The organism is Pseudomonas sp. NPDC089752 (genome assembly GCF_044748725.1).
GTDB lineage: Bacteria > Pseudomonadota > Gammaproteobacteria > Pseudomonadales > Pseudomonadaceae > Aquipseudomonas.
On the sequence record NZ_JBIVGP010000013.1, the window covers coordinates 130,346 to 153,487 of the forward strand.

The following is a 23,142-nucleotide window of genomic DNA, read 5'->3' on the forward strand; positions in this document are numbered from 1 at the left end:
AAGAAAACCGGCTTTTACAGCCGGTTTTTTTATGGCTTCAGTCACACCTTGTCGATATCCACATCCTTGGTTTCTTTCAGGCAGAAGATGCCCACCACCAGGCTGATGCCGGTCACCAGCACCGGGTACCACAAGCCATAGAAGATATCCCCGGTGTACGCCACCAGCGCGAACGACACCGTAGGCAGGAAGCCGCCAAACCAGCCGTTACCAATGTGGTAGGGCAAAGACATCGAGGTGTAGCGGATGCGGGTCGGGAACAGCTCGACCATCACTGCCGCCAGCGGTCCGTAGGTCATGGTCGCGATCAGGATCATCGCCACGATCAGCACCACCACCATCACCTGGTTGACCTGCGCCGGGTCTGCCTTGGCCGGGTAGCCTGCCTGCTCGATCGCCGAGCGCATGGCCGCTTCGTCGAAGCCATTGATGCTCTTGTCACCGATGTTCACCACCACCTGGCTGCCGGCCACATTCACCGAGCTGTACGGCAGGCCCTGCTTGACCAGGAAGGTCTTGACCTTGTCGCACGGGCTGTCGAAACGCGCCTTGCCGACCGGGTCGAACTGGAAGGTGCAGCCTTGCGGGTCAGCGGTGACCACGATCGGCGCCTGGCGGCTGGCCGCGTCGATCTGCGGGTTGGCGTAGTGGCTCAGCGCCTTGAACAGCGGGAAGTACAGCACCGTGGCCAGCAGCAGGCCAAGCATCAGGATCGGCTTGCGGCCGATACGGTCAGACAGCCAGCCGAAGAACACGAAGAACGGTGCACCGATCACCACACTGATGATCAGCAGCGTGTTGGCCTGGGCCGGGTCCATCTTGAGCATCTGGGTCATGAAGAACAGCACATAGAACTGCGCGGTGTAGAAGGTCACGGCCTGGCCCGCGTTGATACTGAACAGCGCGGTGAGCACCACCTTGAGATTCGGCCAGGAGGTGAACGACTCGCGGATCGGCGACTTGCTGATCTTGCCCTGTGCCTTCATTTTCACGAAAGCCGGCGACTCGTGCATGCTCATGCGGATCCAGGTGGAAATCGCCAGCAGCACGATCGACAGCAGGAACGGCAAGCGCCAGCCCCAGGTTTCGAACTGGTCGCCACTGATGTAGCGGCTGCCGAGCACCACCAGCAACGACAACAGCAGGCCAAGGGTGGCGGTGGACTGGATGAAACCGGTGTGGAAGCCGCGCTTGCCGTGTGGCGCGTGTTCGGCCACGTAAGTGGCCGCGCCGCCGTATTCACCGCCCAGTGCCAGGCCCTGGAGCATGCGCAGTATCACCAGGATGATCGGCGCGGCGATGCCGATGCTGGCGTAGGTGGGCAGCAGGCCAACGGCAAAGGTCGACAGGCCCATCAGCACGATGGTCACCAGGAAGGTGTACTTGCGCCCGATCATGTCCCCCAGGCGACCGAACACCAGCGCACCGAAGGGTCGCACCAGGAAGCCGGCGGCAAAGGCCATCAAGGCGAAGATGAAGGCGGTGGTGTCGTTTACACCGGCAAAGAACTGCTTGCTGATGACCGCTGCCAACGCGCCATAGAGAAAAAAGTCATACCACTCGAAAACCGTCCCGAGGGATGACGCGAAAATGATCTTTCGTTCTTCACGACGGCTGGGGCTGGCCGCCGTCGCACCCTGCTCTTGGATGTAATCCGACATCGTTGCTGTCCTCGGCCCGCAGGCCACAGTGATTATTCTTTTTGTTCCACTGTCGGCAGCGTCTGACCGCGCGCTGCCGGTACTGCACGCACCCGGTCAGGGCGTCGGTAGCGCGTCTTCGTTCAGATAGGTCTGGGTAGCGGCTCCTTTGAGGATCAGTTGTGCCGCCTTCTCGGCGATCATCAGTGTGGGTGAACAGGTATTGCCGGAGGTGATCTGCGGCATGATCGACGCATCCGCCACGCGCAGGCCGGGGATGCCGTGCACTCGCAGCTGGTTATCCACAACGTCCAGCGGGCCGCCGCCCATGCGACAGGTGCCGACCGGGTGGAAGATGGTGGTGCCGATCTTGCCGGCGGCGTCGAACAGGTCTTGCTCGGTCTGCAGGGCCGGGCCGGGCAGGTATTCCTGTGGGTCGAAGGCGGCGAGGGCAGGGGCCTGGACGATCCGTCGGGTGATACGGATAGCATCGGCGGCGACGTGCAGGTCCTGCGGGTCGCTGAGGTAGTTGGGGTCGATATGGGGCGCACTGTTCATGTCGACGCTGCGAATGTCGATGCGCCCACGGCTCAGCGGGCGCAGGTTGCACACCGACGCGGTGAACGCAGGGAACTGATGCAGCGGCTCGCCGAAGCGCTCCAGCGACAGCGGTTGCACATGGTATTGCAGGTTGGCGGTGGCCTGCTCAGGGCTGGAGCGTACGAACGCTCCCAGTTGGCTCGGCGCCATGGCCAGCGGGCCGCTGCGGTCGTAGAGGTAGCGCAGGCCCATGCCCATCTTGCCCCACAAACTGTTGGCCATCTGGTTGAGGGTGCGGGTATTGCGAATTTGATAGATCAGGCGCAATTGCAGGTGGTCTTGCAGGTTGCCGCCGACGCCGGGCATATCGTGGCGTACCGCAATACCCAGGGATTCCAGCAGCGGACGCGGGCCGATGCCGGAGCGCTGGAGGATGCCGGGGGAGCCCACGGCGCCAGCGCAAAGGATGATCTCGCGGCGCGCGGCAAACTCATGCCATGCGCCTTGCCAGAGCGCTTTCACCGCGCGGGCACGGATGTTGTTCAACAACACCTGGTCGACTTGCACGCCGGTCAGCACAGTGAGGTTGGGGCGCTTGTCCACAGGCCGCAGGAAAGCCTTGGAGGCATTCCAGCGAACGCCGCTGCGCTGGTTGACTTGAAAATATCCACAGCCCTGATTGTCGCCGGTGTTGAAGTCATCGACCTTGGCGATGCCACTCTGCTCGGCGGCATCGCGGAAGGCATCGAGGATCGGCCAGCTATAGCGCTGGCGCTCGACCCGCCATTCGCCAGCGCCGCCGTGGTGCTCACTGTCGCCGGCAAAGTGATTTTCGCTGGCCTTGAACAGGGGCAGCACGTCCTTCCAGGCCCAGCCGTCGTTGCCTTGTGCGGCCCAGGCGTCGTAGTCCGCCGCCTGGCCACGCATGTAGATCATGCCGTTGATCGATGAACAGCCACCCAGCACCTTGCCCCGTGGATAGCCCAGGCTGCGACCGCCCAGGCCGGCCTGCGCTTCGGTCTTGAAGCACCAGTCAGTGCGTGGGTTGCCGATGCAGTAGAGGTAACCGACGGGGATGTGAATCCAGGGATAGTTGTCGCGGCCACCCGCTTCGAGCAGCAAGACGCGGCAGGAAGGGTCGGCGGACAAACGATTGGCCAACAAGCATCCGGCAGGACCGGCGCCTACGACCACGTAATCAAAGACAGAATCGGCTGATGGCATGTGCAACCTCGCGCCTGATTTTTATTCTTGTTCCGATCCATCTTAGTGAGTAATTTCGCTGTGGGAACACGAGTTTTCGCGCAGCCGCTGTGCGTTTTAGCACAGCGACAAACAGGGAATGGATGCATGTTCGACTGGAATGATCTGCGGTTTTTCCTCGAGTTGCAGCGCAGCGGCCGCCTGCTCAGTGCCGCCAAGCGCCTCAACACCACCCACAGTACGGTCGCCCGGCATATCGAGAGCATCGAGAAAAGCCTGGGCACACCGTTGTTCGTGCAACACGCCCAAGGTTATGAACTGACGCCCTCCGGCCAGGCGCTGCTCAAGCACGCCGAAGCCATGGAAAATGTCGCGTTGCTGGCGCAGGAAGAAATCACCCAGGCCATCACTCCACTGGGCAAGATCCGCCTGGGCGTCACGGAAGGCATCGGCATCATGTTCTTCACGCCGCGCATGAACGCGCTGTTCGAGCGCTATCCGGGGCTGGAAGTGGAACTGGTGGCGGTGCCGCGCTTCGTCAGCATCCTCAACCGCGAAGCGGAAATCAGCATTCACCTCGAACGGCCCAATGCCGACCTGCTGATCACCCGCAAGCTCACCGACTACCGCCTGGCGCTGTATGCCAGCCAGGTGTACCTGGACCGCGCACCGCCGCTACGTAACCGCGAAGACCTGGCGCGTCACAGCTGGATCGGTTACGTCGATGACTTGCTGTTCAGCCAGGAGCTGCTGTTTCTCAACAGCTTCTGCCGATCGCCCAACGTGGCCTTTCGCAGCACCAGCGTGATCGCTCAGCAGACCGCGGCGCGCGCGGGCCTGGGCATTGCCGTGCTGCCCAACTACATGGCACGCCACGACCCGACGCTGGTTCGCGTGTTGCCCAATGAAACCATCCAGCGCAGTTACTGGATCTGTACCCGCCGCGAGCTGCACAAGTCGGTGCGCCTGCGGGTAGTCTGGGACTACCTGCTGGCGCTGTGCGCGGCCGAACAGGATGAGCTGCTAGCCGAGTAGCGCCTTGCCGGCCAACATCAACGCCGCGCTGCAGCCGACCACCGCGAACAGCTGCTGCAGGCGGGGGCCGGCCAGCTTGCTCGCCAGAGGTCGCGCCAGCAACAGGCCTAGCACCGCCCCTACTGCAAAGGGCGCGCCGACTTGCCAGTGCATCACGCCGGCCAGGCTGGCGCTGACCACGCTCCCCGTAGACACCAGGGCGATTACCGCCAGCGAGGTCGAGACGATGCTTTTCATGCGCAGGTTGGTGTAGCGGTTCAAGGCGGGAATGATCACGAAGCCTCCGCCCACGCCCAGCAAACCGGACAACAACCCCGACACTGCACCGGTCATGGCCAGGGCTCGCGCGCAAGGCAAGGTCCAGCGCAAACGGCCCTGCAACGGGTTGAGCACGCAAGGTTCGATGAAGCGGTGGGCGTCGTTGTTTTCTCCGCGCAACTCCCTCGTCGCTTTGCGCCAGATACGCAAACAGGCATACACCAGCACTCCAGCGAACACCAACGCCAAGGGTGTGTTGGCCAGCCGATGTGCGAGCATCAGGCCGAGGGGCGCAGCGGCGATGCCAATCAGGGCGATGAACAGGGCAGCGCGATAGCGCACCAAACCTTGGCGCAACCCGAGTATCGCCCCCACAGCCGCAGCGAGGCCCACGGCGAGCAGGCCGATCGGTGCAGCTTCGACCATCGACAGGCCGAGGCCGAAGACCAACAGCGGCACGGCGAGGATGCCGCCACCCGCGCCGGTCAGCGCCAGCACCGCGCCAATGACTGCGCCCAACCCGGCCCCGAGTAATTGCTGTTCGATCACTGCACGCCCTCGACCAGCGGCTGCGGGCGTGCCAGCCATTCCCGACCTTTGAGCATGCCCTGCCAGTACAGCGGTGGCAGCACCCGCGCCTTCAGCAGCCAGGCCAGTCGTGTTGGCTGGCGGCCATCGAGCAGCCAGCGCGGGAAGCTCGGCGCGACCTTGCCCCCATAGGTGAACTCGGCGAGGACGATCTTGCCACGCTCGACCGTCAGCGGGCAGGAGCCGTAACCGTCGTACTGGGCGAGGATCGACAACCTGCCCAATGCCACCAGCACGTTGTTGGCGACCACCGGTGCCTGCTTGCGCGCAGCAGCGGCGGTCTTGGCGTTGCTGGTATTGGCCACATCGCCGAGGGCGTGGACACTGGCGAACTGGCGATGGCGCAGGGTGTGGGGGTCGACATCGACCCAGCCAGCGGCATCGGCCAGTGGGCTCTGACGGATGAAGTCCGGGGCCACCTGCGGGGGTACGACGTGCAGCATGTCGAAAACTTCGCTGCGGGTTTCGCTGGTGCCATCGGCCAGGGTACGGGTAAACGTGGCGCGCTTGTTGGGGCCATCGACGGCCACCAGACGATGGCTGTAATTGAGGTCCACGCCATATCTTTCGATGTAGGCCATCAACGCGGGCACATAGTCCGGCACGCCGAACAGCACGGCACCAGCATTGAAGAAGCTGGCTTTGACGTCGCCTAACCGCCCCATGCGCAGCCAATGGTCGCAGGACAGGTACAACGCCTTCTGCGGGGCGCCGGCACATTTGATTGGCATGGGCGGCTGGGTGAACAGGGCACGCCCTTGCTTGAGGTTCTGCACCAGCTCCCAGGTATAGGGCGCCAGGTCATAGCGGTAGTTAGAAGTCACGCCATTGCGACCGAGGGTTTCGCTGAGGCCGTCGATGGCAGCCCAATCCAGCTTGAGGCCGGGACAGACCACCAGCTGTTCATAACTGATGGAGCGGCCATCATCCAGGACGACCAACTGGCGCGACGGGTCGAAACTCTGTACCCGCGCTCTGATCCAGCGCACGCCCCGGGGAATGGTGGACGCCAGGGTGCGAGCAGTGCTGGGCGCCTTGAACACGCCAGCACCGACCATTGTCCAGCCAGGCTGGTAGTAATGCACATCGGCGGGGTCGATCAGCGCGATGTCCAGTGAAGGGTCACGCTTGATAAGGCTGGAGGCCGTGGCGATCCCGGCGGCGCCGGCACCGACGATGACCACCTTGTGATGGTCGGAATTGGCAGGGGACAACGAGGCAGGCATGGCAATCAATCCTGGAAATCTAATTATGTGGGGCAGGGCGGTCACAGCTTGTTCAGCGGGATCTTCAGGTAACTCACGCCGTTTGCTTCAGGCTCCGGGAAGTGGCCGCTGCGCATGTTGACCTGCACCGAGGGCAAGATCAGCACGGGCATGTCGAGCGTCTTGTCGCGAGCCTCGCGCATGGCCACGAAGCTGTCCTCGTCGATGCCTTGATGGATGTGGATGTTGCTGGCGCGCTGCTCGGCCACGGTGGTGACGTATTGCATGTCGCGCCCACCGGGGAGGTAGTCGTGGCACATGAACAGCAGGGTCTGGTCAGGGAAGGCCAGCAAGCGGCGAATCGATTGGTACAAGGTGCGCGCGTCGGCTCCGGGGAAGTCGCAGCGCGCAGTGCCGTAGTCAGGCATGAACAGGGTGTCGCCAACGAACAGCGCCTGTTCACCCGCATCGGTAACCAGGTAACTCATACAGGCCGGGGTGTGCCCCGGCGTGTGCAAGGCGCGGGCATGCAGGTTACCGATCGAGAAGCCTTCCTCATCCATCAGCAGCACATCGAACTGGCTGCCATCGCGGGCAAAGCCTGGCTCGGCATTGAACAATGCACCAAAGGTCTTCTGCACCTTGGTGATGTCGGCGCCGATGGCGGTATGCCCGCCGAGTTTTTCCTTGAGGTAGGCCGCTGCCGAAAGGTGGTCAGCGTGCACATGGGTCTCCAGCACCCACTGCACCTTCGCATCCAGGGCCTGCACCCGTTCGATCAACCGGTCCGCTGAAGCGGTGTTGGTGCGGCCCGACTTTGGATCGTAGTCCAGCACGCTGTCGATCAACGCGCAGTGAAGCGTCTCACGATCCAGCACCAGGTAGCTGATGGTCGAGGTCGCCTCGTCGAAGAAGGCTTCCACCTGAAGGTTGTTGCCGATGATCATCACGTTCTCCAAATAATCCACCGCGCCTTGTACAGGCGTAGGCAGTGACAGGTGGTTTATCAAGATGCATGCCAGCCAATTTCCCTGACCAGGGCCCGCAAAAGCAGTGGGTAGTGGCGCCTGCCCGGCACGCTGACAGCTGTGCTGGCAGTCGACTGTCAGCCAATGGCAGTGTTTGGCAGTCCTTGTTACCCTGCGCCGGGTTAACTCACCGGTGCCGTCATGCCTGAATCCCGTCCCCTCATCCTAGCTCTGGTTTCCTACCTCGAACACGATCCGCTGCCTAGCATCGTGCTGGACACCGACTACAACATCCTCGCCGCCAATGCTGCTTATCGCCGGCAGTTCGCTCGCGACGATCAGGCGCCGCTGGGTGAAAAATGCCACCGGGTTTCCCATCACTACGCCGTGCCTTGCGATCAGGCCGGCGAGCATTGCCCCCTGCGCAAGGCCTGGGACAGCAAGTTGCCGGAACGCGTGCTGCACATTCATCACACACCACGCGGGCCTGAGCATGTGGATGTGGAACTGCGGCCAATCCTCGATGAACAGGGCAGGGTGATAGCCTTTGTCGAACGCCTGACCACTATAACCCTGGCTTCCGCACAGCCTGCCCAACAGGGCCTGGTCGGCCGCGCGCCAGCGTTCAAGACGGCGCTGGCCAGCCTGCAGCGTGCGGCACCCGCGCAGATTCCGGTGCTGCTGCAGGGCGAATCCGGTACCGGGAAAGAGCTGTTCGCTCGGGCGATCCATATGGGCAGCCCACGGGCCAATGGCCCACTGGTGGTGGTCGACTGCACCGGCCTGACCGAGTCGCTGTTCGAGAGTGAGTTATTCGGCTACGAGAAGGGGGCGTTCACCGGCGCCAACCAGCGCAAGACCGGCCTGGTCGAAGCCGCGCATGGCGGCACGTTGTTCCTCGACGAAATCGGCGAAGTGCCGTTGGCCATGCAGGTCAAATTGCTGCGCCTTATCGAGTCCGGCAGTTTCCGCCCGGTCGGCAGCACGCGCACCGTGCACGCGGATTTCCGCCTGGTGTGCGCAACCCACAAACCGCTGAAGCAAACGGTGGCCGACGGGACATTCCGTGAAGACCTGTACTACCGCATCAGCGGTTTTCCGATTCGGCTACCGGCATTGCGTGAGCGGGTGGAAGATCTGCCGTTGCTTGCACAGAGCCTGTTTCAGCGTATGACCGGCAAGCCGACCGCTAGCCTGACCGACGCCGCGCTGCAGCAACTGGCGCTGCACCCGTTTCCGGGCAATATCCGCGAGCTGCGTAACATCCTGGAAAGGGCACGGCTATTTACCGATGACGGGCTGATCCGGCCAGAGCATCTGCCAGAGGATATTGGCCCGCAACCAGTCGGTTTGAGCAAGCCACGCGACTTGAGTGATCTGGCACAGGCGCTGGCGCAATTTCAGGGACCACGCAGTGAATTGGCGCGCCATCTGGGCATGAGTGAGCGCACGCTGTATCGGCGTCTGAAAGCCTTGGCGCTGAATGCGACTTGAGACTAAAAAGCCCGCTTGCGCGGGCTTTTTATTGGCTGTGGATCTACACCGGATGTAGGCTCACAGAAAAGCTGACATCTGCGGTCCAGTGTTTACAGCTGAAGCTGCATCTATTCTGTGACTCATCAGTAGAAATTTCACAGAAAAAATGAGAATTGCCTACCGCATTCACAAATTAGCTGATGCATCCAAAACGGCAGATCGTCATCTGCAACCTTAGCGTCGATTCTACGTAGCTTGGTACTGACAGCCCCGGCAACAACGAGCGCAAAAAAAGGCACCCACGGGTGCCTTTTCAATATGTCCGAGGAGTAGTCGCAGCGATCCTTTAGCTCCCAGTCTAATGACCTTGGGTTCAGAATCCTACAGGCTAGGCCTGTCGTCACTACTTCAGAGAAACCAGCTTTCTCTGCTGCCAAAAATGCCGGGGGGCCTTTGCTGGTACCCAGTCACGACGGATGCGCGATTGCAGTCCTCCGATACGACGTTACCCGAGGAGGCAAGCTCGTTCAATCACATGCGATGAAAGGCTCAGATTCCTCACAACAGCCGGGGTTTGGGGTCAAAAGCGGTCGGTCGTGAATGACCGCTTTCGACCCAAAGCAGCCATTGGTGAATGGCAGGATTCAGCCAGAAGCAGCCGTTCGGAAATTTCTACAAATCCAAGGGCGATTCAGGCGCCCACTGAAGCCGAGAAAAATTAATGCAGAGTCCTGGACTAGCTGATCAGAACCTATAATTTTTTGCCAACCAGAAACTGGAGAGCCTCAAGCAATTAAATTCACTTTCAGCCACTCATTACGACGCTTCAGCGCTTTTGCTTTTCTTTATACTCTTTAATTTCTCAAACAAAACACCCACAGCCTCGACGGACTGGAGCATATGATTGAAGTCGTTCTTATTTAAATCTTTGAGCTCTGGCCACTCTTCTGACTTCTCTAGAATTTTAAGCAAATCATTTTTTGCTACCTCCCCCCCATCACCGAACTCAAACACAGCACAGTATGCCAAGAGGTGCCTTCCGTACATAGACCGTACCTTCATGTAAGCAAAAGCTGAATCCCCATAGTGGCGATATTGCTTTAAGAACCAGGCCCCCAAAAACTCTACTGTTATGAATAGAATTGTGCACGACGCCATGCCAACAATCATCCCTGGCGTTAGCTCCATGTGAGCCCCCCACAGATATAATTGCCAAGCAATAATTGTAATCAAATAAAATGAAATACCCATTTTTATGAACGATCTGCCGCTCTCAAGCAACCGGGAAGCTTTTTCCTCAGCGTAGCGAATTTGACTATCAAGATTTGAAATTATATCTTGAATATTTTCGACAAAATCATAGCTTGGATCTTTTACAGGGGCTGATTTGGCTTCACTTATAGACTTTAGCTCAAGTCCAGAATATTTGTTAACGGCATCAATCTTAACGCGTGCAAGCTCTTCCGAAAACGCTCGCATTTGAGCCTGTGCTTGAGCCTTCGCCTTGATTAATTCTCTATATTCGGCACGTTTATCTAGCTCAACGAAAGAGGTGTCACTACCAGTCAAGTCTTTTCGCATCCAGATCTTGGCAATAGCGAAAAAGCTTATCGCGAGCAAAACAGGAATCGCAGTATAGGTCACATAGAAATAATAGTAGACCACCGACTCACGAAAAGTAAAAACAGTTCCAAAAATTGTAACAACAAAGGTAATAACGGTCAGTGTTGAAAAAATCTTCTGTTGAAATAGTTCGCTGGCGAGTTGATTTTTCACTCTGGCCTGCCTTTCTTTTTCTAAGGCCGCTTGCTTTAGCTCTTCATCTTCGTCACGCTTCTTCATAGCATCATATTCACGATGAAAGCGTTGAGACCATCTAAGTTGAGAGAGTCACCATTTGGAATTTCTGCTTCCGACATCGAAAATCACCCCTCCCGGCACGGAATCGAGAACAATAACCACCATTAAGATCTGTCTTTGCGCGCTTTTTGACCACCCTATGTGGATCGCGCGGCATGCAATTTGACTGGAGTGAGCCATAAAGGCAACCGGTCTTTGATCAATTGATGCCGAAACACACTAAATCTACCCACGACAGCAGCATGATTCTGATGGCCGTCATTTACGAATAGACGGTTATCAAACTTGACGGGCGAAAGACTGTTTTTGGCCGATTGCGGTCTTCCGGGAAGGGCCGCTATGGGTCGAAAGCGGTCACTCGCGATGATTGCAATCCACCCATTGCGGACATTCAGAGAGAAGCCCCAGCCATCTAGGTATAGGCTTTGCGCTTCTGAAATGGATTTCCAAGTGAGGGCATGTGGCTTATGGCTAGTTCCGAAATTCACGAGCGGTTGAACAACCGTCGATTCACGGTAGCCAACAACTCCCAAGGGCTATCTGGTAGTGGAACGATATTTCACTATCTCGTCGACGGTGGAGCCATCACCGGCACTTACCACGGCGGCCGGATCCGCATGGGCAGTCAAGTGGGGCGGGTGACCGGCAGCAACACCATCGAGCTTCTTTATCACTGCCTTACCACTGAGGATGAGATCCCTGCTGGCTGGTCGCGCGGTGAGATTGGCCAAGACGATCTTGGGCGCACGACGCTTCATTTTGTTTGGGGATGGTTATCCGGTGCGACGGGTGGGGCGAGTCTAGTTACATTGAGCTTGTCGACTAGCTAATCTACCGCAGAAGCGGTGATTCTCGCCTGCAATGGGTCGAAAGCAGCCGGTTTCGACTGACCGCGATCAACCCAGAGCGGCCGGTGAGCCATTTGAACGATATTTAAACCAAGATAGCCAGCTTGTTTTCGACAGCGGTATACAGATCGATGTCCGTCTCTGGGGTTTTGATAGAGATGATCAGGCTGTAACGAGCGGGGAGCGCGTACCGGTTGAGATTGGGTCGGGTTCTCCACCAGCCCATTCCAGGAAACACAGCCAGCAAGCCACGGCTTGCGAGATCAGCAGCAGTGCCTTTCCAAATGTCTTGGTGAATGGACCCTTTGTGCCTGTATTGCCCCCCGAGGAGCCAGTCGGGATCCTTGGGCGCCATCCCTTCATTCACTTGCTCAGCAGCCGCATTTACGCGTCCCACAAAATCATCAGGCCCTTCCAAAGGCCGCTTAACATCGAATCGTAGGCGGTGTGATGGGTAGTGATACTTGGACGCGGAGCCGCGAGCAGAGGGATTCGGCTCAACAAAATAGGAAAGGGTGACCTTCATCTCCACCTCTGCGCCTTGCAGAGCTTCAAGCTCGTCCTTTGGCCAAGGGATGTTGTGGAGGTTCATCTCCTTCGTATCGATCTTCCCCTTCCCTTTTTTATAAGGAAAGAGCTGGTCTTCCACCACCAAGGTCAGAGAGTTGCTCGCACTCCAAAGAGCACGCTCAAGACTCGGTTCTCCCCAGCCGGCATGTCGAATAAGGTTTACGTAGTCCGATTTCACTGGGCGAGCAGGAAGATAAGCGTCACGCATAGCTTCCGACCATTCCGCTGAGTGAACAATCAGGGCGCGGACTGTCTCTGGACGCAAGGCTGGGTACTGAACCAGAATTTGGGCCGCCATACGTGAGCACAATGCCGACGCTGCGCTCGTAGCGTTAAAGGTGCAGAATCGTCTTGCCTCGAACTCATTCTTGGCGGTGAGCAAATTAAGGCTCGCCATCCCCGCTGCGCCATATCGGTCCTTGGCAGCATTGCCCCCCTCAAAAACCACGTCCGGTTTCAATGGCCAGGCACTTTCCCACGTAGCAGAAGTTGTGGTAAAGGGGCTGAGCCCACCTTCTTGCGCTATTGGTTCATAGGCCGTGAGTCTCGTGTCCATTTTGCGGGTACAGGCACCCACTGTCAGAGCGTTCCAAGCCTGCCCCGGATCATGGATCAGGTTGGTGCTCAAGCTCGCGGGATAAAGCATCCAGGCGTTGATGTCGCGAATGTTCCCGGCCGATTGGATAAACAGCCTGGGGAACTCACCTTCGTTATCGGCATCCGCAGCTAGGCTGTCCAGCTTTGAAGACCAGGAGGATGGGCGACCGCGGTCACGATAGTCCTCGGCGCTAACTGCTGAATTAAAGACCCTGGATCGATCCGCGTGGCTAATTTCTGGTCGCGCCACCCCTTCAGCAAAAAGCGATGCATGAAGCAGTGCGTTCCCCTCGTTCGCCCCATGGCTTGGAAGAAGCTTCACCGACTCAAGCCGATGATGAATGCTCACACGTTCAAGTGATGACAGGCAGTCGGTAAGATCGCCATAGGCTGCGAGGGCTGCCATGCCGGTGCCGTGGTTCTCCTCATCGTGCTTACCCCACTGAGGGTTAACGGTGTGAGTATCCTCTTCCTCGATCAGTGGACTGAGCAAGGGGTGAGCGCGATTGACCCCAGAGTCCAGCAAACAAATTCTAGGAGCGCGACGATTGATTGCTGGGAAATCAGTTCTCGCAACCAGTTCATCCAGCCATTCGATTTGCTCTTCATTGGCCAAGTCATCGAAGCTATCTGCGGTTTCTTTGGCTCGACGAAGCTCAGCGACGCAGTTGAGCCCCATCACCGATTGCGAAAATTGGCGCTGTGAACCTTTCATCAGCACCACAGTTCGTTCGGGAAAATCAGCTCGTGCTTCGCTGACTACGCATCCACTACCTTCGACGATCTTAGTGAAATCGTTAATAACGGCCTGGCGCGCACCTCGTACCGGAAGCCACACCTCCCACCAAAACTCTTTTGATTTGTCGTCCGGCAGCAAATCTGGATCGTCTGTCCATAAGGCTTCCAACTCGGCGTTGCGAATCGATTCGATCGTGTTGACTAGGTTACGGTGGTCTCGGGGATTACCGTTCTTGTCCTTCTTCTCCTGAAGGTACTCCGTAACGATCCTCTCAAAGTGGTCGAGCTTGCCATCGGGGACGAAGACGTTGGCAATGGTCTGGTCTCCCTCTTGGCGTACGCTGAGGAGTTCGATTTTCTTGCGCTCATCACCAAGGCTTTGGAAAGCCATTTCCACATCGGGTTGACCGATGAACTGGATTTGCAAGCCCAAGCCGCTTTCAACATCTATCCCCTGTTGAAAGTTCTTAGCTGCTTCGGCCATTGGCTTCAATGCGTGCAGTTGATGCTGAAGTGACGCACCATGCTGCTGCCTTGGCAAATCTGGGATCTGCGGCTTTACGCCACCCTTAGAGGCATGTGCCGTGAAATCTCTCGGCTTAGAATTTTTTGGCAGTATTAAGTGTTCACGCTTTGCGTTTCTTTTGTCCGGCATGGCTCGCTGCTACGTTGTTTTGCCAATTTCTGGCTGAGCAGTTGGCGGTCCATCAATGCCTTGCCCAGCGTCTGTCCTTTGACGCGTTCTTCATCATGCATAACGGCATCTTTAATAGCGTCATCCACCGCCCGCCGGATTTCGGCATAGCTCAAGCCAGCAGCCTTCTCCCCAATGGCTTTAGCTGAAAAGGGCTTAGGTGCGAAATGGCCAAGCCGCGAACGAATAAGACTCGATGCTTGTTCAGCAGTAGGTAAGTGATACTCGATGACGTCATCGAAACGACGAAATAAGGCGTAGTCAAGGATCTCGGGGTGATTAGTCGCGGCAATGATTAGGCTATTTGATTGGTCTTCTTCGATCATCATCAAAAAGCTGTTTAGGACCCGTCGGATCTCGCCAACATCGTTTGGCATTCCACGCTGGGAACCAATTGCGTCGAACTCATCAAAAAAATAGACACCACGGACTTCAGCTATGGCATCAAAAACCTGCCTAAGCTTCGCCGCAGTTTCACCCATAAACTTGGTAATAAGCGTGTCCAAGCGGACAAGGAAAAGTGGCACTCCGAGCTCACCAGCTAGAGCGGAGGCAGTCATGGATTTACCCGTCCCTGGGGGGCCTACCAACAGCACCTTCCTGCGAGGAGAAAGCCCATGCTCTCGTAGACGAGAAAACATTCGTTGTTCTTTCAAGACTCGTTGCAACTGAGCAGATGCCGTTTCGTCGAGAACCATCTCTACGAAGCGATCTTTAGGATAGGTAACGCTCAGCAAGCCCGCCATTTCGCCGCGAGGCTTGGCAAGGGGAGTAGGGCTATTGCGTCGACCTTCCAGACTCACACTGCTTTTGGCAGCATCAATCATGTCGCGCAGATCGGTCGCCAGCTTGCCATGGCCCGATTTAGCTTCGCGCGCGGCAACCTGCATCGCTACGGAATAGAACTGACTGTCATCCCGTTCGATGTGAGATTTCACGAGCGCTTTGAGCTGTTCGGCGCTGGCCATTTCTGTTACCTGATCTCTGCAAAAAATGCCCAATCCGTGGCTATGGCGACGACGCGGTGCTCAGGATAGGAGGGACTCAATGACTCGCATCCTGCTCGCCAAAGCAGGATTACGTTATGCCACCATGGTAGCAGTTAGAGTCAAGGGAGACGACTCCATTCCTATGAGCGGTGTCCTGATTTGAGTTTGAGGGATCGCCCCCATTCAGACCTCGTCTGAGGATCAGGAGCACCAGGATAGGCGTCAAGGAGCTGGTCATTTTGAGGTGGACTATGCTGACCAGTTGCTCTCAAATCTAATCGTGAGGTCCTCCATGGCAAACCCCAATCTGCTGGTTCGATTCAGAGATGAAGTCCTTTTGGCCGGGCCTGAAAGCTCCCTACCTAGCAACCTATCTCAGTTCTGGCTTGAGGAGCTCCAGAATCATCTGGAGAGGTATTTCGACGGTTTGAACTCGGAGTCGGATGCAGAAGAGAAGAATCTCGACATCTCCCTCCCACTCGCAGCGATCATCCACATCTTGTTCGCAAAGAATGGTGGGGAGGAGATATCCGAGAGCTCTGAAAAGCTGTACGAGTATTTCCAAGACTACCGGCTCGAACTGGCCCTCGAAGAGATTACGCGCAAGACTCATGTGGCTGCCGAGGCTGCAACCATTGAGACCATCTTCACCAACCGAGACGTCCTGGTGGAGCAAAGCCCCCTCCTTCAATAGGTACCTCCACCGATGCCATCGCCGGCGGGCACGCTCCGAGGCAATGAAGGAATGCATTTCACGGCTGCCGAGATCAGTGAATGAAAGAAATTGCTGCGCCGATGTTCGATCTAATCGCTTTGTCGCTTCCACGAGGGTTGGGGTTTGGGGACAGCCCGCCAGTAGGGGCATGGCTTAGTGAGGACGGACTTTCTTGTGCCGCTCTAACCCGAAATATCCAGTCCGGCAGCTTCGGAGTAGTCATCTTACGGCGTCGTGTCGATAGCGTGTGGGTGCTCCTCAGCCATGGTGAGTGCACCGCTCGCGAGTCCGAAGCCCGCGCCTCAATCAGCCATTTTCTCAATACCCAAGCCCATCCGCTTCCACTCCCCTCAGGCGAACGACGACGTGCTCCTCTAAGCAGAATGGGTAAGCGCACACCAAGCGTGGTGTTCAAATCACTATTTGATCCAAGCCGCCGTATTGGGGCGTGGGCGCTCAATCAACTGTATCTCGCACTGCCATCCCCAGACAGAAATTGGGTTCCCGATTGCCAGACTGAGAATTTTCACACCCGCCTTTGGGAGGCCCACCTATTAGCGATTTTTCGTGAGCAGGGACTCTTGGTCACCCAGCCTAAAGAATCACCCGATTTTCATATCGAGAATAGGCTGGGAGATGAGGCCTGGGTTGAAGCAGTGACAGCCAACCCGGAAGAGCGGTATGAGCATTTTGGCGCCTCGCCGGTCCTCCCACCCGCTGACCGACATGAGCGCTTCTTTGGAGCGGCTGCAGAAAGGTTTGCGAGGACCATCCAAAACAAATTGGACAAGCGTTACGAATCCCTACCGCACGTGGAGGGTAAGCCGCTCATTCTGGCCTTAGCCGATTTCCATGCGCCCAGTTCAATGCTGTGGAGCAGGGAGTCACTCATCAGCTATCTCTATGGCTTTTCAGTTCACTCATCTGCGCATCGTGGAATGCAGCTGATAACTGTGGAGGAAGAGACATCTCTGCTATCAGGGCGCCCCAACGGCCTATTTACGCTAAGGGAAAATGCCCATCTTTCAGCGGTCATTTTCACCAATGCCTGCACAGTCCCAAAGCTCAGCCGAGTGCCGATTTCAGGTGGAGCTGATCTAGACGGGTACCGATACTTGCGGTTTGGTGAGTTTTTCGACCGTTCTCCAGGTGCATCACAAGGTATCCCATTTTTGTTGGATGTAGCGTCCAGCGATTACGGTGAGCTCTGGCCGCAGTATGGCTACGAGCCGTGGTCTGCTGAAGTGGAGGTCTTCCATAACCCTATGGCATTACATCCGGTGCCTAACGAGCTGATACCAGAAGTCACCCACTGGAGAGAAGTGAATGGAAGAGTCGAGTGCGAATCTTTCTATGATGTATCCATACTCCGATCCAGGACACTCGTCCTGAGTGCTAACGCTAAGGTTCCGTCACTTGATGAGTTACTGACAGCAGCCAGTCCTCCCGAGCTCTGACGGCGACGGGGTGGACGCATCTTTGCCACGCAGGTAGATGAGGATTACTCAGCAAGCTACCAGTAAGGGAAGGACATGACCCCCTGCGCAATCCACAACCGTTGAAGCGTCACCTCTCTTCGGGTAAAAGGGTGACCTTCTTACAACGTTACAACAGTGTCATCCCCGAAAACATAGGAAGAGAAATGTCGACCCAAGGACTAAACCGATTCATCGGACGCAAGATTCACGCCGTGATAATGATGGCCCCACTAAAGCGGGAAATGATACGCCTCGGCATATGCACCGTCATGGCACTTGTTCTTAATGTGATCTTGTATACCGGGGTTGAAATAGACGGTACCATCAAGCCGTGGGCAGAAACGCCGATAAAACTATTCGCATCATCGATGTTATTCGCCTTCATGATTAAGGCTTTTCTGCCACTTCTTGGGTGGACAATTCTGAAAGCAGTTCTACTGAGTGCGAATAATGCTTTCAGCGGTATCCTAAGTTTTTTGGGAAACCAGTTCACAGGGGTCATGTACTGCACTGGAATCATCCTGGGATCTGTCACGATTAAGCAGTATATGATTTCTGGGGTCTTAGATTCAGAAATGGTTTCCCTGTCCGCAATCGTATTTTCTTCCGGGATTTTATATTTCTATGTGCTGCAATGCGCCATTCAAAAAACAATGAGTCCAGCTCTGCGTACACCAGCTGTACCGCGTTCAACCACCAGGCTGTGACTATTCCGCCTCTGGCGCTCAGTAGACGCTCGATCTGCTGAACTCTTACCTGTTTCACACCGTGCTCGGCATGATGAACGTTCAGACGTCTTCGTATCGCTCAGCGCTGGATTTCACAGCCCCTTGCAAGCCCTTGGCCGGAGGCTCTTATTCTGGCCTCTGAATGTTCGTTGTGGACCGGATCATCGGCCAGGCGGTTCTGCACCAGCCTGCTTTGACAGCTGAGAGAAGCTGGACTATTTACATAGCTGCATTCAACAACCCAAGCGGAAAAGGAAGTTTTGCATGAGCATCAAACCAGGCCCAAAGCGCACCAATGAAGATGGCACTCCGGACAAAAGGCAGCGAGTCACCCCTGAAAAGCAGAAGGACCATCCGGACCTGAAACCCCACAAGCACAAAAAGGGGGAGTAAGAAAAAAGCAGCTCTCGGGAGCTGCTTTTTTTGGGCTGTGTGCAAACCCTCCCGACCGTCTCGCTGATCAATCGGACCGCGTCGTGAGTCTTCCGCTTGGCTTGATGGATTCTGAAGCTACCTCCGGATCGGTTATCCCTTCAGTGCGGACGACGAGACTGATATCCCAGAGCGTTGAGCTGATACTCGCTGACAGCCCGAAATTGTGATTCTGCGATCAATGACAGCCTGGTACAGCGAATCTGCCAATAGGTGAAGACGCTGTACTTCAAGGTCTGGCAATCCAGCATCCTCCGCTTCGTGGGCCTGTCGGATAGCTTCAAGCGCTTGTCTCATCAGTGGCTCACCAGCCTCGACCATTCCAATGAATGTGCGCTTCACAACATTTTGCTCCATTCAGCTCAAGATGAATTATAGGACACCGCGGCGTTGCAAGGCCCCGAGCAGCACAGGTGTTCGACACCCGGCAGAACGAATCAATGAGGAGCGCGCTGGCCTGGGGAGTGGCCAGGGCGCGTGTCGTAGCTACGTTGTAAACCATTTTTTTCACTGTAAACCACTGTGGTTTACAGTGAAAAAAGTGGTTTACAGCAGGCCTCCTCAGGCTTGAGTCAGCTCCAGCAGATCGCCCAGTTCCTCCCGGGCCATCTTCACTCTATCCATTCTGCGATAAGGATGATCAACCGGCATCCGGATAAGGGATTCGAACCAAGCCGAATCGAATTTGATGACTTCCTTGTGAATGTGCTCAAGCTCACCTCTGCGAGGCTGTGACACCACAAACTCCATGCTTTCGACCAAGCCGGACACTTCACTGTCTTTGACGATTCGATGGCGGATGAAACTCATTTTGAGATCAAAATATGCCGCCTTCGAACCAGGCACCTTCTTCGATTCCAGCCGACCAGCGCTGCTGATTTCCGCCCCCGGCACCTCAGCGGCAATAGCTTTCACCAGCTCAGCATTTCCACTGACCTTCTGGCCAAACAGGCGGGTGGCGTCCGACATGTAAGCAAAGATCCATGGCACATTGCGAAGCGTCGCGCCGGTATAGAGGTAGCCACGCTCTCCCTTGTAACGCTGCAGCATGCCTCTCAACGCGTTCTCGGAAAGGACCAGTTGGGTCTCTTTCTCCAGGATGTAAACCACGCGATCGAACTGTTCGATCAATAGCTTGAGAATCTTCCGCGGGACGCCGTCAAACCTGGTTTTTCGTTCTGTTTTCTTGTGCTGGCGAGGCTGGAAGTACGGGCAATCGTTACGGGCCTCACTATCAAATGGAGCGATGCCGCGAATGCTCTTAGTAGCATGTTTCCCGAATGGGTTCTTCACGTTAGGCGGTAGCTCATACAGCCCAACCAGCTGGACAGGGTTGTCGCATGCCGGGCATACAGCAAACTGAGCTAGCTTGCCCGCACTCCCAGGCTGGTACCACGGATCTCTGCGGAAGGTCTCGGCCTCGAAACCTTCCTTGTCGATGATCTTGCTTTCTGTGTCTTCGATGCGGAGCTTATAGACATCCATCTTTGCTGAAACCGTATCAATAGAGGGTCTCTGGATGGTAACGAGCGAGGATAGGCAGCAGTAGGCCTAACTGACCCTTTTGGTGGTCACCCACTGGTTTGAAGCCCGCCCAAAGCATGCCTGACCGACCTGCGCGGGCCCTAAAGGCCAGATCACTTTGATCTGAGTAGCCATTGGCATGGAAGTGACCACTACATTCCATGATCATGACCGGTAAAGAACGGCTATGGATTCACACAATGGAGACTACAATGGCAAGCCTACGCTCCGTCCTGGAGGTAGCATGCTGAACGCGAAAGTCAGAGGCGCTTGTAGGAGTCAGCGATGAAAATAACCGGAAGAGTCGAAGTCGAGACCGTTATAGACGTCGTGTGCGATGTATGCCGTTGCTCCACCCGCTTGGATACTGGCGGGAATCAGTTCGGCGCCCTACAAGCACACTGGGGCTATGGTACTGCCCATGATGGGGAGCGCTATGAACTGCACCTGTGTGAGGATTGCTTCTTCCAAACATTGGCTTACCTCAAGCAGGAGCGGCGGACTCAAAATCTGTTCAGCGAGGATGGCCAGGATTTCATCGATGATCTTGGTCTGGTCGCAAAGGATGATTATTTCGGTGACGCCGGGAGCCGATAGCTTCGTTGACGCATGAAAATCCTGACGACAAAGGTGATCGCGCCCGCTTGAAGATACACAGACACCATCTCCCTTAATGCTGGAGTTCGGAAGGTGACTTGACCGGACGCTTACAGATCACTCAGCTACGCAGCGCTTTGGGATGCGCAGCTTGACACAGTGATTAGTCGAATCGACGGGTCAGTAAGAGGGGGAGTGATCCAGTGAAGCACGAGCGCAGTCAGGAGGCTCGCGATGGTGTTCACTGAGATTGAAACGAGAGCGTTACGCATTTTGGAGTCTATTTTTTGAAGTGGACCTCTATTTAATGCGCATAAACTGTGTGTCACCACCACCCGCAGAAAATTTCGTCACGCCCCAGAATGGGAATTCGCATTCGGGGCGCACCACGATTTACGTCGTGCCAGAAGCCGCCTGCAGTGTAAGCGTCTGTAGAAGTCACCTTGCTCCTTCAATGGATGCCCCGCTGACCTGCGGTAGAATTTTGCCCATAAGCTTACGGTGCGGGTGACGCTAAAGACGGTCTATCCTGCCAAACGGCAGGTCGCCACACCTGCTCCATCGTTGTTACTCAAAGGATTGTTTATGACAGCTGAACTGCACACGGGGGCGCGTGCCGGCTACAGCACTCTCGACTGGAATGCCGGATGCGACGTTAACCTGGGCGACGTCATTCACCAGCTTCCTCAGCTCGTACTGGGCCGTTATGTGGCAATCGCCTGGGCAGATAGCGGGCCCTATACACTTAGCGCTGCTGAGATCGCTAGTGGGTGGCAGCGAGTAGGAGACCTGGCGATCAGTCCTATAATTACGGATATCGGTCAATTACCGACGCCAGGCTTTGATGAGTGGTATGTCTTTGACCGCTTACCTGATAGGGCGAGGCTAGCCAAATTTAGTAGCGCTGTTACATTTGAACCTTTCGGAGAGACCGATAAGGTCGACGAGTTCTGGTCACAAATTGAAGATTTGCAGCCAACGCACGCTCTGCTTGGAGCCTGTCCTAGCCTGTTGCTGATTACTCAGGACGCAGCAATGTACGAGCGCGTACTTGCTTTCTATTTGACCTAAGAACACTCAGACGTAAGCGTCCGGCGAATTTACCTTGCGTAAATCAGGCCGGCATCCACTGATGCGGCAGCAACTGACCGATCTCACTGGCCCGTTGGGTCGGCAGCCGCGTCAGCACATCCTTGAGATAGGCATACGGATCATGCCCATTCATGCGTGCCGACTGGATCAAACTCATGATCGCCGCCGCTCGTTTGCCGCTGCGCAGTGACCCGGCAAACAACCAGTTCGATCTCCCGAGTGCCCATGGCCGTATCTGGTTCTCGACCTGGTTGTTGTCGATGGGCACAGCCCCATCGTCCAGGTAGCGCGTCAGCGCTACCCAGCGTTTCAGGCTGTAATCGAGGGCTTTGGCCGTAGCTGACCCGTTGGGCACCAAGTCGCGCTGAGCCAACATCCAGTCATGCAGCGTTTTGATGATCGGCACCGCCATTTCCTGGCGTATTCGCCAGCGGTCTTCATCGCTCATGTCCCGCGCTTGGCGCTCGACCTCGTACAAGCCGCTGATCGAATGCAGTGCCTGTTCAGCCAGCTGACTTTTGTTCGCCACGTGCAGATCAAAGAACTTGCGACGGGCGTGGGCCATGCAGCCGATTTCAGTGATGCCTTGCTCAAATCCGGCCTTGTAGCCAGCGAAGTCATCGCAAACCAGCTTGCCGTTCCAGTCACCTAGGAAGTTGCGCGCATGTTCCCCGGCACGGCTTGGGCTGAAGTCATAAACCACCGCGTTGAGCGCCGAAAACGGCGTCGTGCTGTAGGCCCAGACGTAGGCCCGGTGGGTTTTCTTCTCGCCTGGCGCAAGCATTTGAACCGGTGTTTCGTCGGCGTGAATCACGCCCTGGTTCAGCACCGCCTCACGCAGTGCATCGACCAGCGGCTGGAGTCGCACGCCGGTTTGTCCGACCCACTGGGCCAAGGTCGAGCGAGCAATTGCCAGTCCGGCGCGACCAAAGATTTTCTCCTGTCGGTACAGCGGCAGGTGATCGGCAAACTTGGCCACCATCACGTGGGCCAAAAGGCCTGCGGTCGGAATACCTTTGTCAATAACCTGGGCTGGCACTGGCGCCTGGATCAGAGTTTCACACTGACGGCAGGCCCATTTGCCACGCACATGTTGCTCGACGGTAAACACGCCCGGCGTGTAATCCAACTTCTCGCTGACGTCTTCGCCGATGCGTTGGAGCAGGCAGCCACAGACGCACTGAGTGTTTTCGGGTTCATGGCGAATGACGGTGCGGGGAAACTGCGGCGGCAAGGGCGCACGTTTCGGGGATTGCCGTGGTTCGGCCTGTTGCGCAGCTGGGAGAAGCTGTTTCAGCTCAGCCTCGATAGCTTCAAGGTCTGTATCGAGCAGGTCATCCAGCAAGCTGCCTTGCGCTGGACTGATT

At 56.6% G+C, this 23,142-nt stretch carries 19 protein-coding genes and 1 pseudogene; 9 read left to right on the forward strand and 11 right to left on the reverse strand.

Going from position 1 to position 23,142, the window contains the following annotated elements; all coding sequences use genetic code 11:
- Positions 1–41: 41 nt before the first annotated feature.
- Together ACIPZF_RS21060 and ACIPZF_RS21065 are read right to left on the reverse strand one after the other, a co-directional pair.
- Positions 42–1,661: an MFS transporter gene (locus ACIPZF_RS21060; protein ID WP_400802756.1), complete on the reverse strand. Its 1,620-nt coding sequence runs from the start codon at positions 1,659–1,661 to the stop codon at positions 42–44.
- Positions 1,662–1,757: 96 nt separating this feature from the next.
- Positions 1,758–3,404, reverse strand: coding sequence for a GMC family oxidoreductase (locus ACIPZF_RS21065; protein ID WP_400802759.1), 1,647 nt, complete (start codon positions 3,402–3,404; stop codon positions 1,758–1,760).
- Positions 3,405–3,530: 126 nt separating this feature from the next.
- Here ACIPZF_RS21065 and ACIPZF_RS21070 point away from each other — a divergent pair, with 126 nt between their 5' ends.
- Positions 3,531–4,418, forward strand: coding sequence for a LysR family transcriptional regulator (locus tag ACIPZF_RS21070; protein ID WP_400802762.1), 888 nt, complete (start codon positions 3,531–3,533; stop codon positions 4,416–4,418).
- Here ACIPZF_RS21070 and ACIPZF_RS21075 read toward each other — a convergent pair.
- Genes ACIPZF_RS21075 through ACIPZF_RS21085 form a run of 3 tightly spaced genes read right to left on the reverse strand, consistent with a single transcriptional unit; the run spans position 4,407 to position 7,416 of the window.
- A complete protein-coding gene (locus tag ACIPZF_RS21075; protein ID WP_400802798.1) occupies positions 4,407–5,225 on the reverse strand; it encodes a sulfite exporter TauE/SafE family protein in 819 nt (272 codons plus the stop codon). The genes ACIPZF_RS21070 and ACIPZF_RS21075 overlap by 12 nt on opposite strands.
- Positions 5,222–6,490 carry an FAD/NAD(P)-binding oxidoreductase gene (locus ACIPZF_RS21080; protein WP_400802765.1) on the reverse strand — a complete coding sequence of 423 codons (1,269 nt, stop codon included), beginning with the start codon at positions 6,488–6,490 and terminating at the stop codon, positions 5,222–5,224. Before ACIPZF_RS21080 ends, ACIPZF_RS21075 begins: the two co-directional genes overlap by 4 nt.
- Positions 6,491–6,531: 41 nt before the next feature.
- A complete protein-coding gene (locus ACIPZF_RS21085; protein ID WP_400802768.1) occupies positions 6,532–7,416 on the reverse strand; it encodes an MBL fold metallo-hydrolase in 885 nt (294 codons plus the stop codon).
- A gap of 222 nt (positions 7,417–7,638) precedes the next feature.
- Here ACIPZF_RS21085 and ACIPZF_RS21090 point away from each other — a divergent pair, with 222 nt between their 5' ends.
- Complete coding sequence (locus tag ACIPZF_RS21090) at positions 7,639–8,931, forward strand: sigma-54 interaction domain-containing protein (protein WP_400802771.1); 1,293 nt, start codon at positions 7,639–7,641, stop codon at positions 8,929–8,931.
- A gap of 798 nt (positions 8,932–9,729) precedes the next feature.
- Here the strand turns inward: ACIPZF_RS21090 and ACIPZF_RS21095 are convergent.
- On the reverse strand, positions 9,730–10,755 hold the full coding sequence (locus ACIPZF_RS21095; protein WP_400802774.1) for a hypothetical protein: 1,026 nt from the start codon (positions 10,753–10,755) through the stop codon (positions 9,730–9,732).
- A gap of 485 nt (positions 10,756–11,240) precedes the next feature.
- On the opposite strand from ACIPZF_RS21095, the pseudogene ACIPZF_RS21100 reads away from it, so the two are divergent.
- Positions 11,241–11,599: pseudogene (locus tag ACIPZF_RS21100) on the forward strand (hypothetical protein).
- 107 nt (positions 11,600–11,706) lie between these two features.
- On the opposite strand, the gene ACIPZF_RS21105 reads toward ACIPZF_RS21100, so the two are convergent.
- Both ACIPZF_RS21105 and ACIPZF_RS21110 read right to left on the reverse strand, forming a co-directional pair.
- The gene (locus ACIPZF_RS21105) at positions 11,707–14,181 is read right to left on the reverse strand and encodes a S8 family peptidase (RefSeq protein ID WP_400802776.1); all 2,475 of its coding nucleotides are present in this window, start codon (positions 14,179–14,181) and stop codon (positions 11,707–11,709) included.
- A complete protein-coding gene (locus tag ACIPZF_RS21110; protein ID WP_346612745.1) occupies positions 14,145–15,188 on the reverse strand; it encodes an ATP-binding protein in 1,044 nt (347 codons plus the stop codon). The genes ACIPZF_RS21105 and ACIPZF_RS21110 overlap by 37 nt, the downstream gene beginning before the upstream one ends.
- 313 nt (positions 15,189–15,501) lie before the next feature.
- Between ACIPZF_RS21110 and ACIPZF_RS21115 the strand changes: the two genes are divergently transcribed.
- The 4 genes from ACIPZF_RS21115 to ACIPZF_RS21130 all read left to right on the forward strand — a co-directional run bounded on the left by ACIPZF_RS21115 (position 15,502) and on the right by ACIPZF_RS21130 (position 18,523).
- Positions 15,502–15,903: a hypothetical protein gene (locus tag ACIPZF_RS21115; RefSeq protein ID WP_400802779.1), complete on the forward strand. Its 402-nt coding sequence runs from the start codon at positions 15,502–15,504 to the stop codon at positions 15,901–15,903.
- 80 nt (positions 15,904–15,983) lie between these two features.
- Complete coding sequence (locus ACIPZF_RS21120; RefSeq protein WP_400802781.1) at positions 15,984–17,381, forward strand: hypothetical protein; 1,398 nt, start codon at positions 15,984–15,986, stop codon at positions 17,379–17,381.
- A gap of 185 nt (positions 17,382–17,566) precedes the next feature.
- A complete protein-coding gene (locus tag ACIPZF_RS21125) occupies positions 17,567–18,109 on the forward strand; it encodes a hypothetical protein (protein ID WP_049696546.1) in 543 nt (180 codons plus the stop codon).
- A gap of 285 nt (positions 18,110–18,394) precedes the next feature.
- Positions 18,395–18,523, forward strand: a complete 129-nt coding sequence (locus tag ACIPZF_RS21130; RefSeq protein ID WP_003253468.1) for a hypothetical protein — start codon at positions 18,395–18,397, stop codon at positions 18,521–18,523.
- Positions 18,524–18,655: 132 nt separating this feature from the next.
- On the opposite strand, the gene ACIPZF_RS21135 is transcribed toward ACIPZF_RS21130, so the two are convergent.
- Both ACIPZF_RS21135 and ACIPZF_RS21140 read right to left on the reverse strand, forming a co-directional pair.
- Complete coding sequence (locus ACIPZF_RS21135) at positions 18,656–18,919, reverse strand: hypothetical protein (RefSeq protein ID WP_346612742.1); 264 nt, start codon at positions 18,917–18,919, stop codon at positions 18,656–18,658.
- Between the two features lie 204 nt (positions 18,920–19,123).
- Positions 19,124–20,047, reverse strand: coding sequence for a hypothetical protein (locus tag ACIPZF_RS21140; protein WP_400802784.1), 924 nt, complete (start codon positions 20,045–20,047; stop codon positions 19,124–19,126).
- A 324-nt stretch (positions 20,048–20,371) separates the two neighbouring features.
- Here ACIPZF_RS21140 and ACIPZF_RS21145 point away from each other — a divergent pair, with 324 nt between their 5' ends.
- Positions 20,372–20,683 (forward strand): hypothetical protein, encoded by a 312-nt coding sequence (locus ACIPZF_RS21145; RefSeq protein ID WP_346612740.1) that lies wholly within the window; start codon positions 20,372–20,374, stop codon positions 20,681–20,683.
- 585 nt (positions 20,684–21,268) lie between these two features.
- The gene (locus ACIPZF_RS21150; protein WP_400802787.1) at positions 21,269–21,754 is read left to right on the forward strand and encodes a hypothetical protein; all 486 of its coding nucleotides are present in this window, start codon (positions 21,269–21,271) and stop codon (positions 21,752–21,754) included.
- A 43-nt stretch (positions 21,755–21,797) separates the two neighbouring features.
- Here ACIPZF_RS21150 and tnpC read toward each other — a convergent pair.
- A partial coding sequence (tnpC, locus tag ACIPZF_RS21155; protein WP_400802790.1) for an IS66 family transposase occupies positions 21,798–23,142 on the reverse strand: 1,345 nt, incomplete at its 5' end.

Coding starts and splice junctions, on each gene's coding strand:
- ACIPZF_RS21095 (WP_400802774.1), bottom strand. CDS start 10,755: ATGAAGAAGCGTGACGAAGATGAAGAGCTAAAGCAAGCGGCCTTAGAA.
- ACIPZF_RS21065 (WP_400802759.1), bottom strand. CDS start 3,404: ATGCCATCAGCCGATTCTGTCTTTGATTACGTGGTCGTAGGCGCCGGT.
- ACIPZF_RS21080 (WP_400802765.1), bottom strand. CDS start 6,490: ATGCCTGCCTCGTTGTCCCCTGCCAATTCCGACCATCACAAGGTGGTC.
- ACIPZF_RS21085 (WP_400802768.1), bottom strand. CDS start 7,416: ATGATCATCGGCAACAACCTTCAGGTGGAAGCCTTCTTCGACGAGGCG.
- ACIPZF_RS21125 (WP_049696546.1), top strand. CDS start 17,567: ATGTCGACCCAAGGACTAAACCGATTCATCGGACGCAAGATTCACGCC.
- ACIPZF_RS21120 (WP_400802781.1), top strand. CDS start 15,984: ATGAAAGAAATTGCTGCGCCGATGTTCGATCTAATCGCTTTGTCGCTT.
- ACIPZF_RS21145 (WP_346612740.1), top strand. CDS start 20,372: ATGAAAATAACCGGAAGAGTCGAAGTCGAGACCGTTATAGACGTCGTG.
- ACIPZF_RS21060 (WP_400802756.1), bottom strand. CDS start 1,661: ATGTCGGATTACATCCAAGAGCAGGGTGCGACGGCGGCCAGCCCCAGC.
- ACIPZF_RS21105 (WP_400802776.1), bottom strand. CDS start 14,181: ATGCCGGACAAAAGAAACGCAAAGCGTGAACACTTAATACTGCCAAAA.
- ACIPZF_RS21090 (WP_400802771.1), top strand. CDS start 7,639: ATGCCTGAATCCCGTCCCCTCATCCTAGCTCTGGTTTCCTACCTCGAA.
- ACIPZF_RS21070 (WP_400802762.1), top strand. CDS start 3,531: ATGTTCGACTGGAATGATCTGCGGTTTTTCCTCGAGTTGCAGCGCAGC.
- ACIPZF_RS21110 (WP_346612745.1), bottom strand. CDS start 15,188: ATGGCCAGCGCCGAACAGCTCAAAGCGCTCGTGAAATCTCACATCGAA.
- ACIPZF_RS21150 (WP_400802787.1), top strand. CDS start 21,269: ATGACAGCTGAACTGCACACGGGGGCGCGTGCCGGCTACAGCACTCTC.
- ACIPZF_RS21135 (WP_346612742.1), bottom strand. CDS start 18,919: ATGGAGCAAAATGTTGTGAAGCGCACATTCATTGGAATGGTCGAGGCT.
- ACIPZF_RS21115 (WP_400802779.1), top strand. CDS start 15,502: ATGGCAAACCCCAATCTGCTGGTTCGATTCAGAGATGAAGTCCTTTTG.
- ACIPZF_RS21130 (WP_003253468.1), top strand. CDS start 18,395: ATGAGCATCAAACCAGGCCCAAAGCGCACCAATGAAGATGGCACTCCG.
- ACIPZF_RS21140 (WP_400802784.1), bottom strand. CDS start 20,047: ATGGATGTCTATAAGCTCCGCATCGAAGACACAGAAAGCAAGATCATC.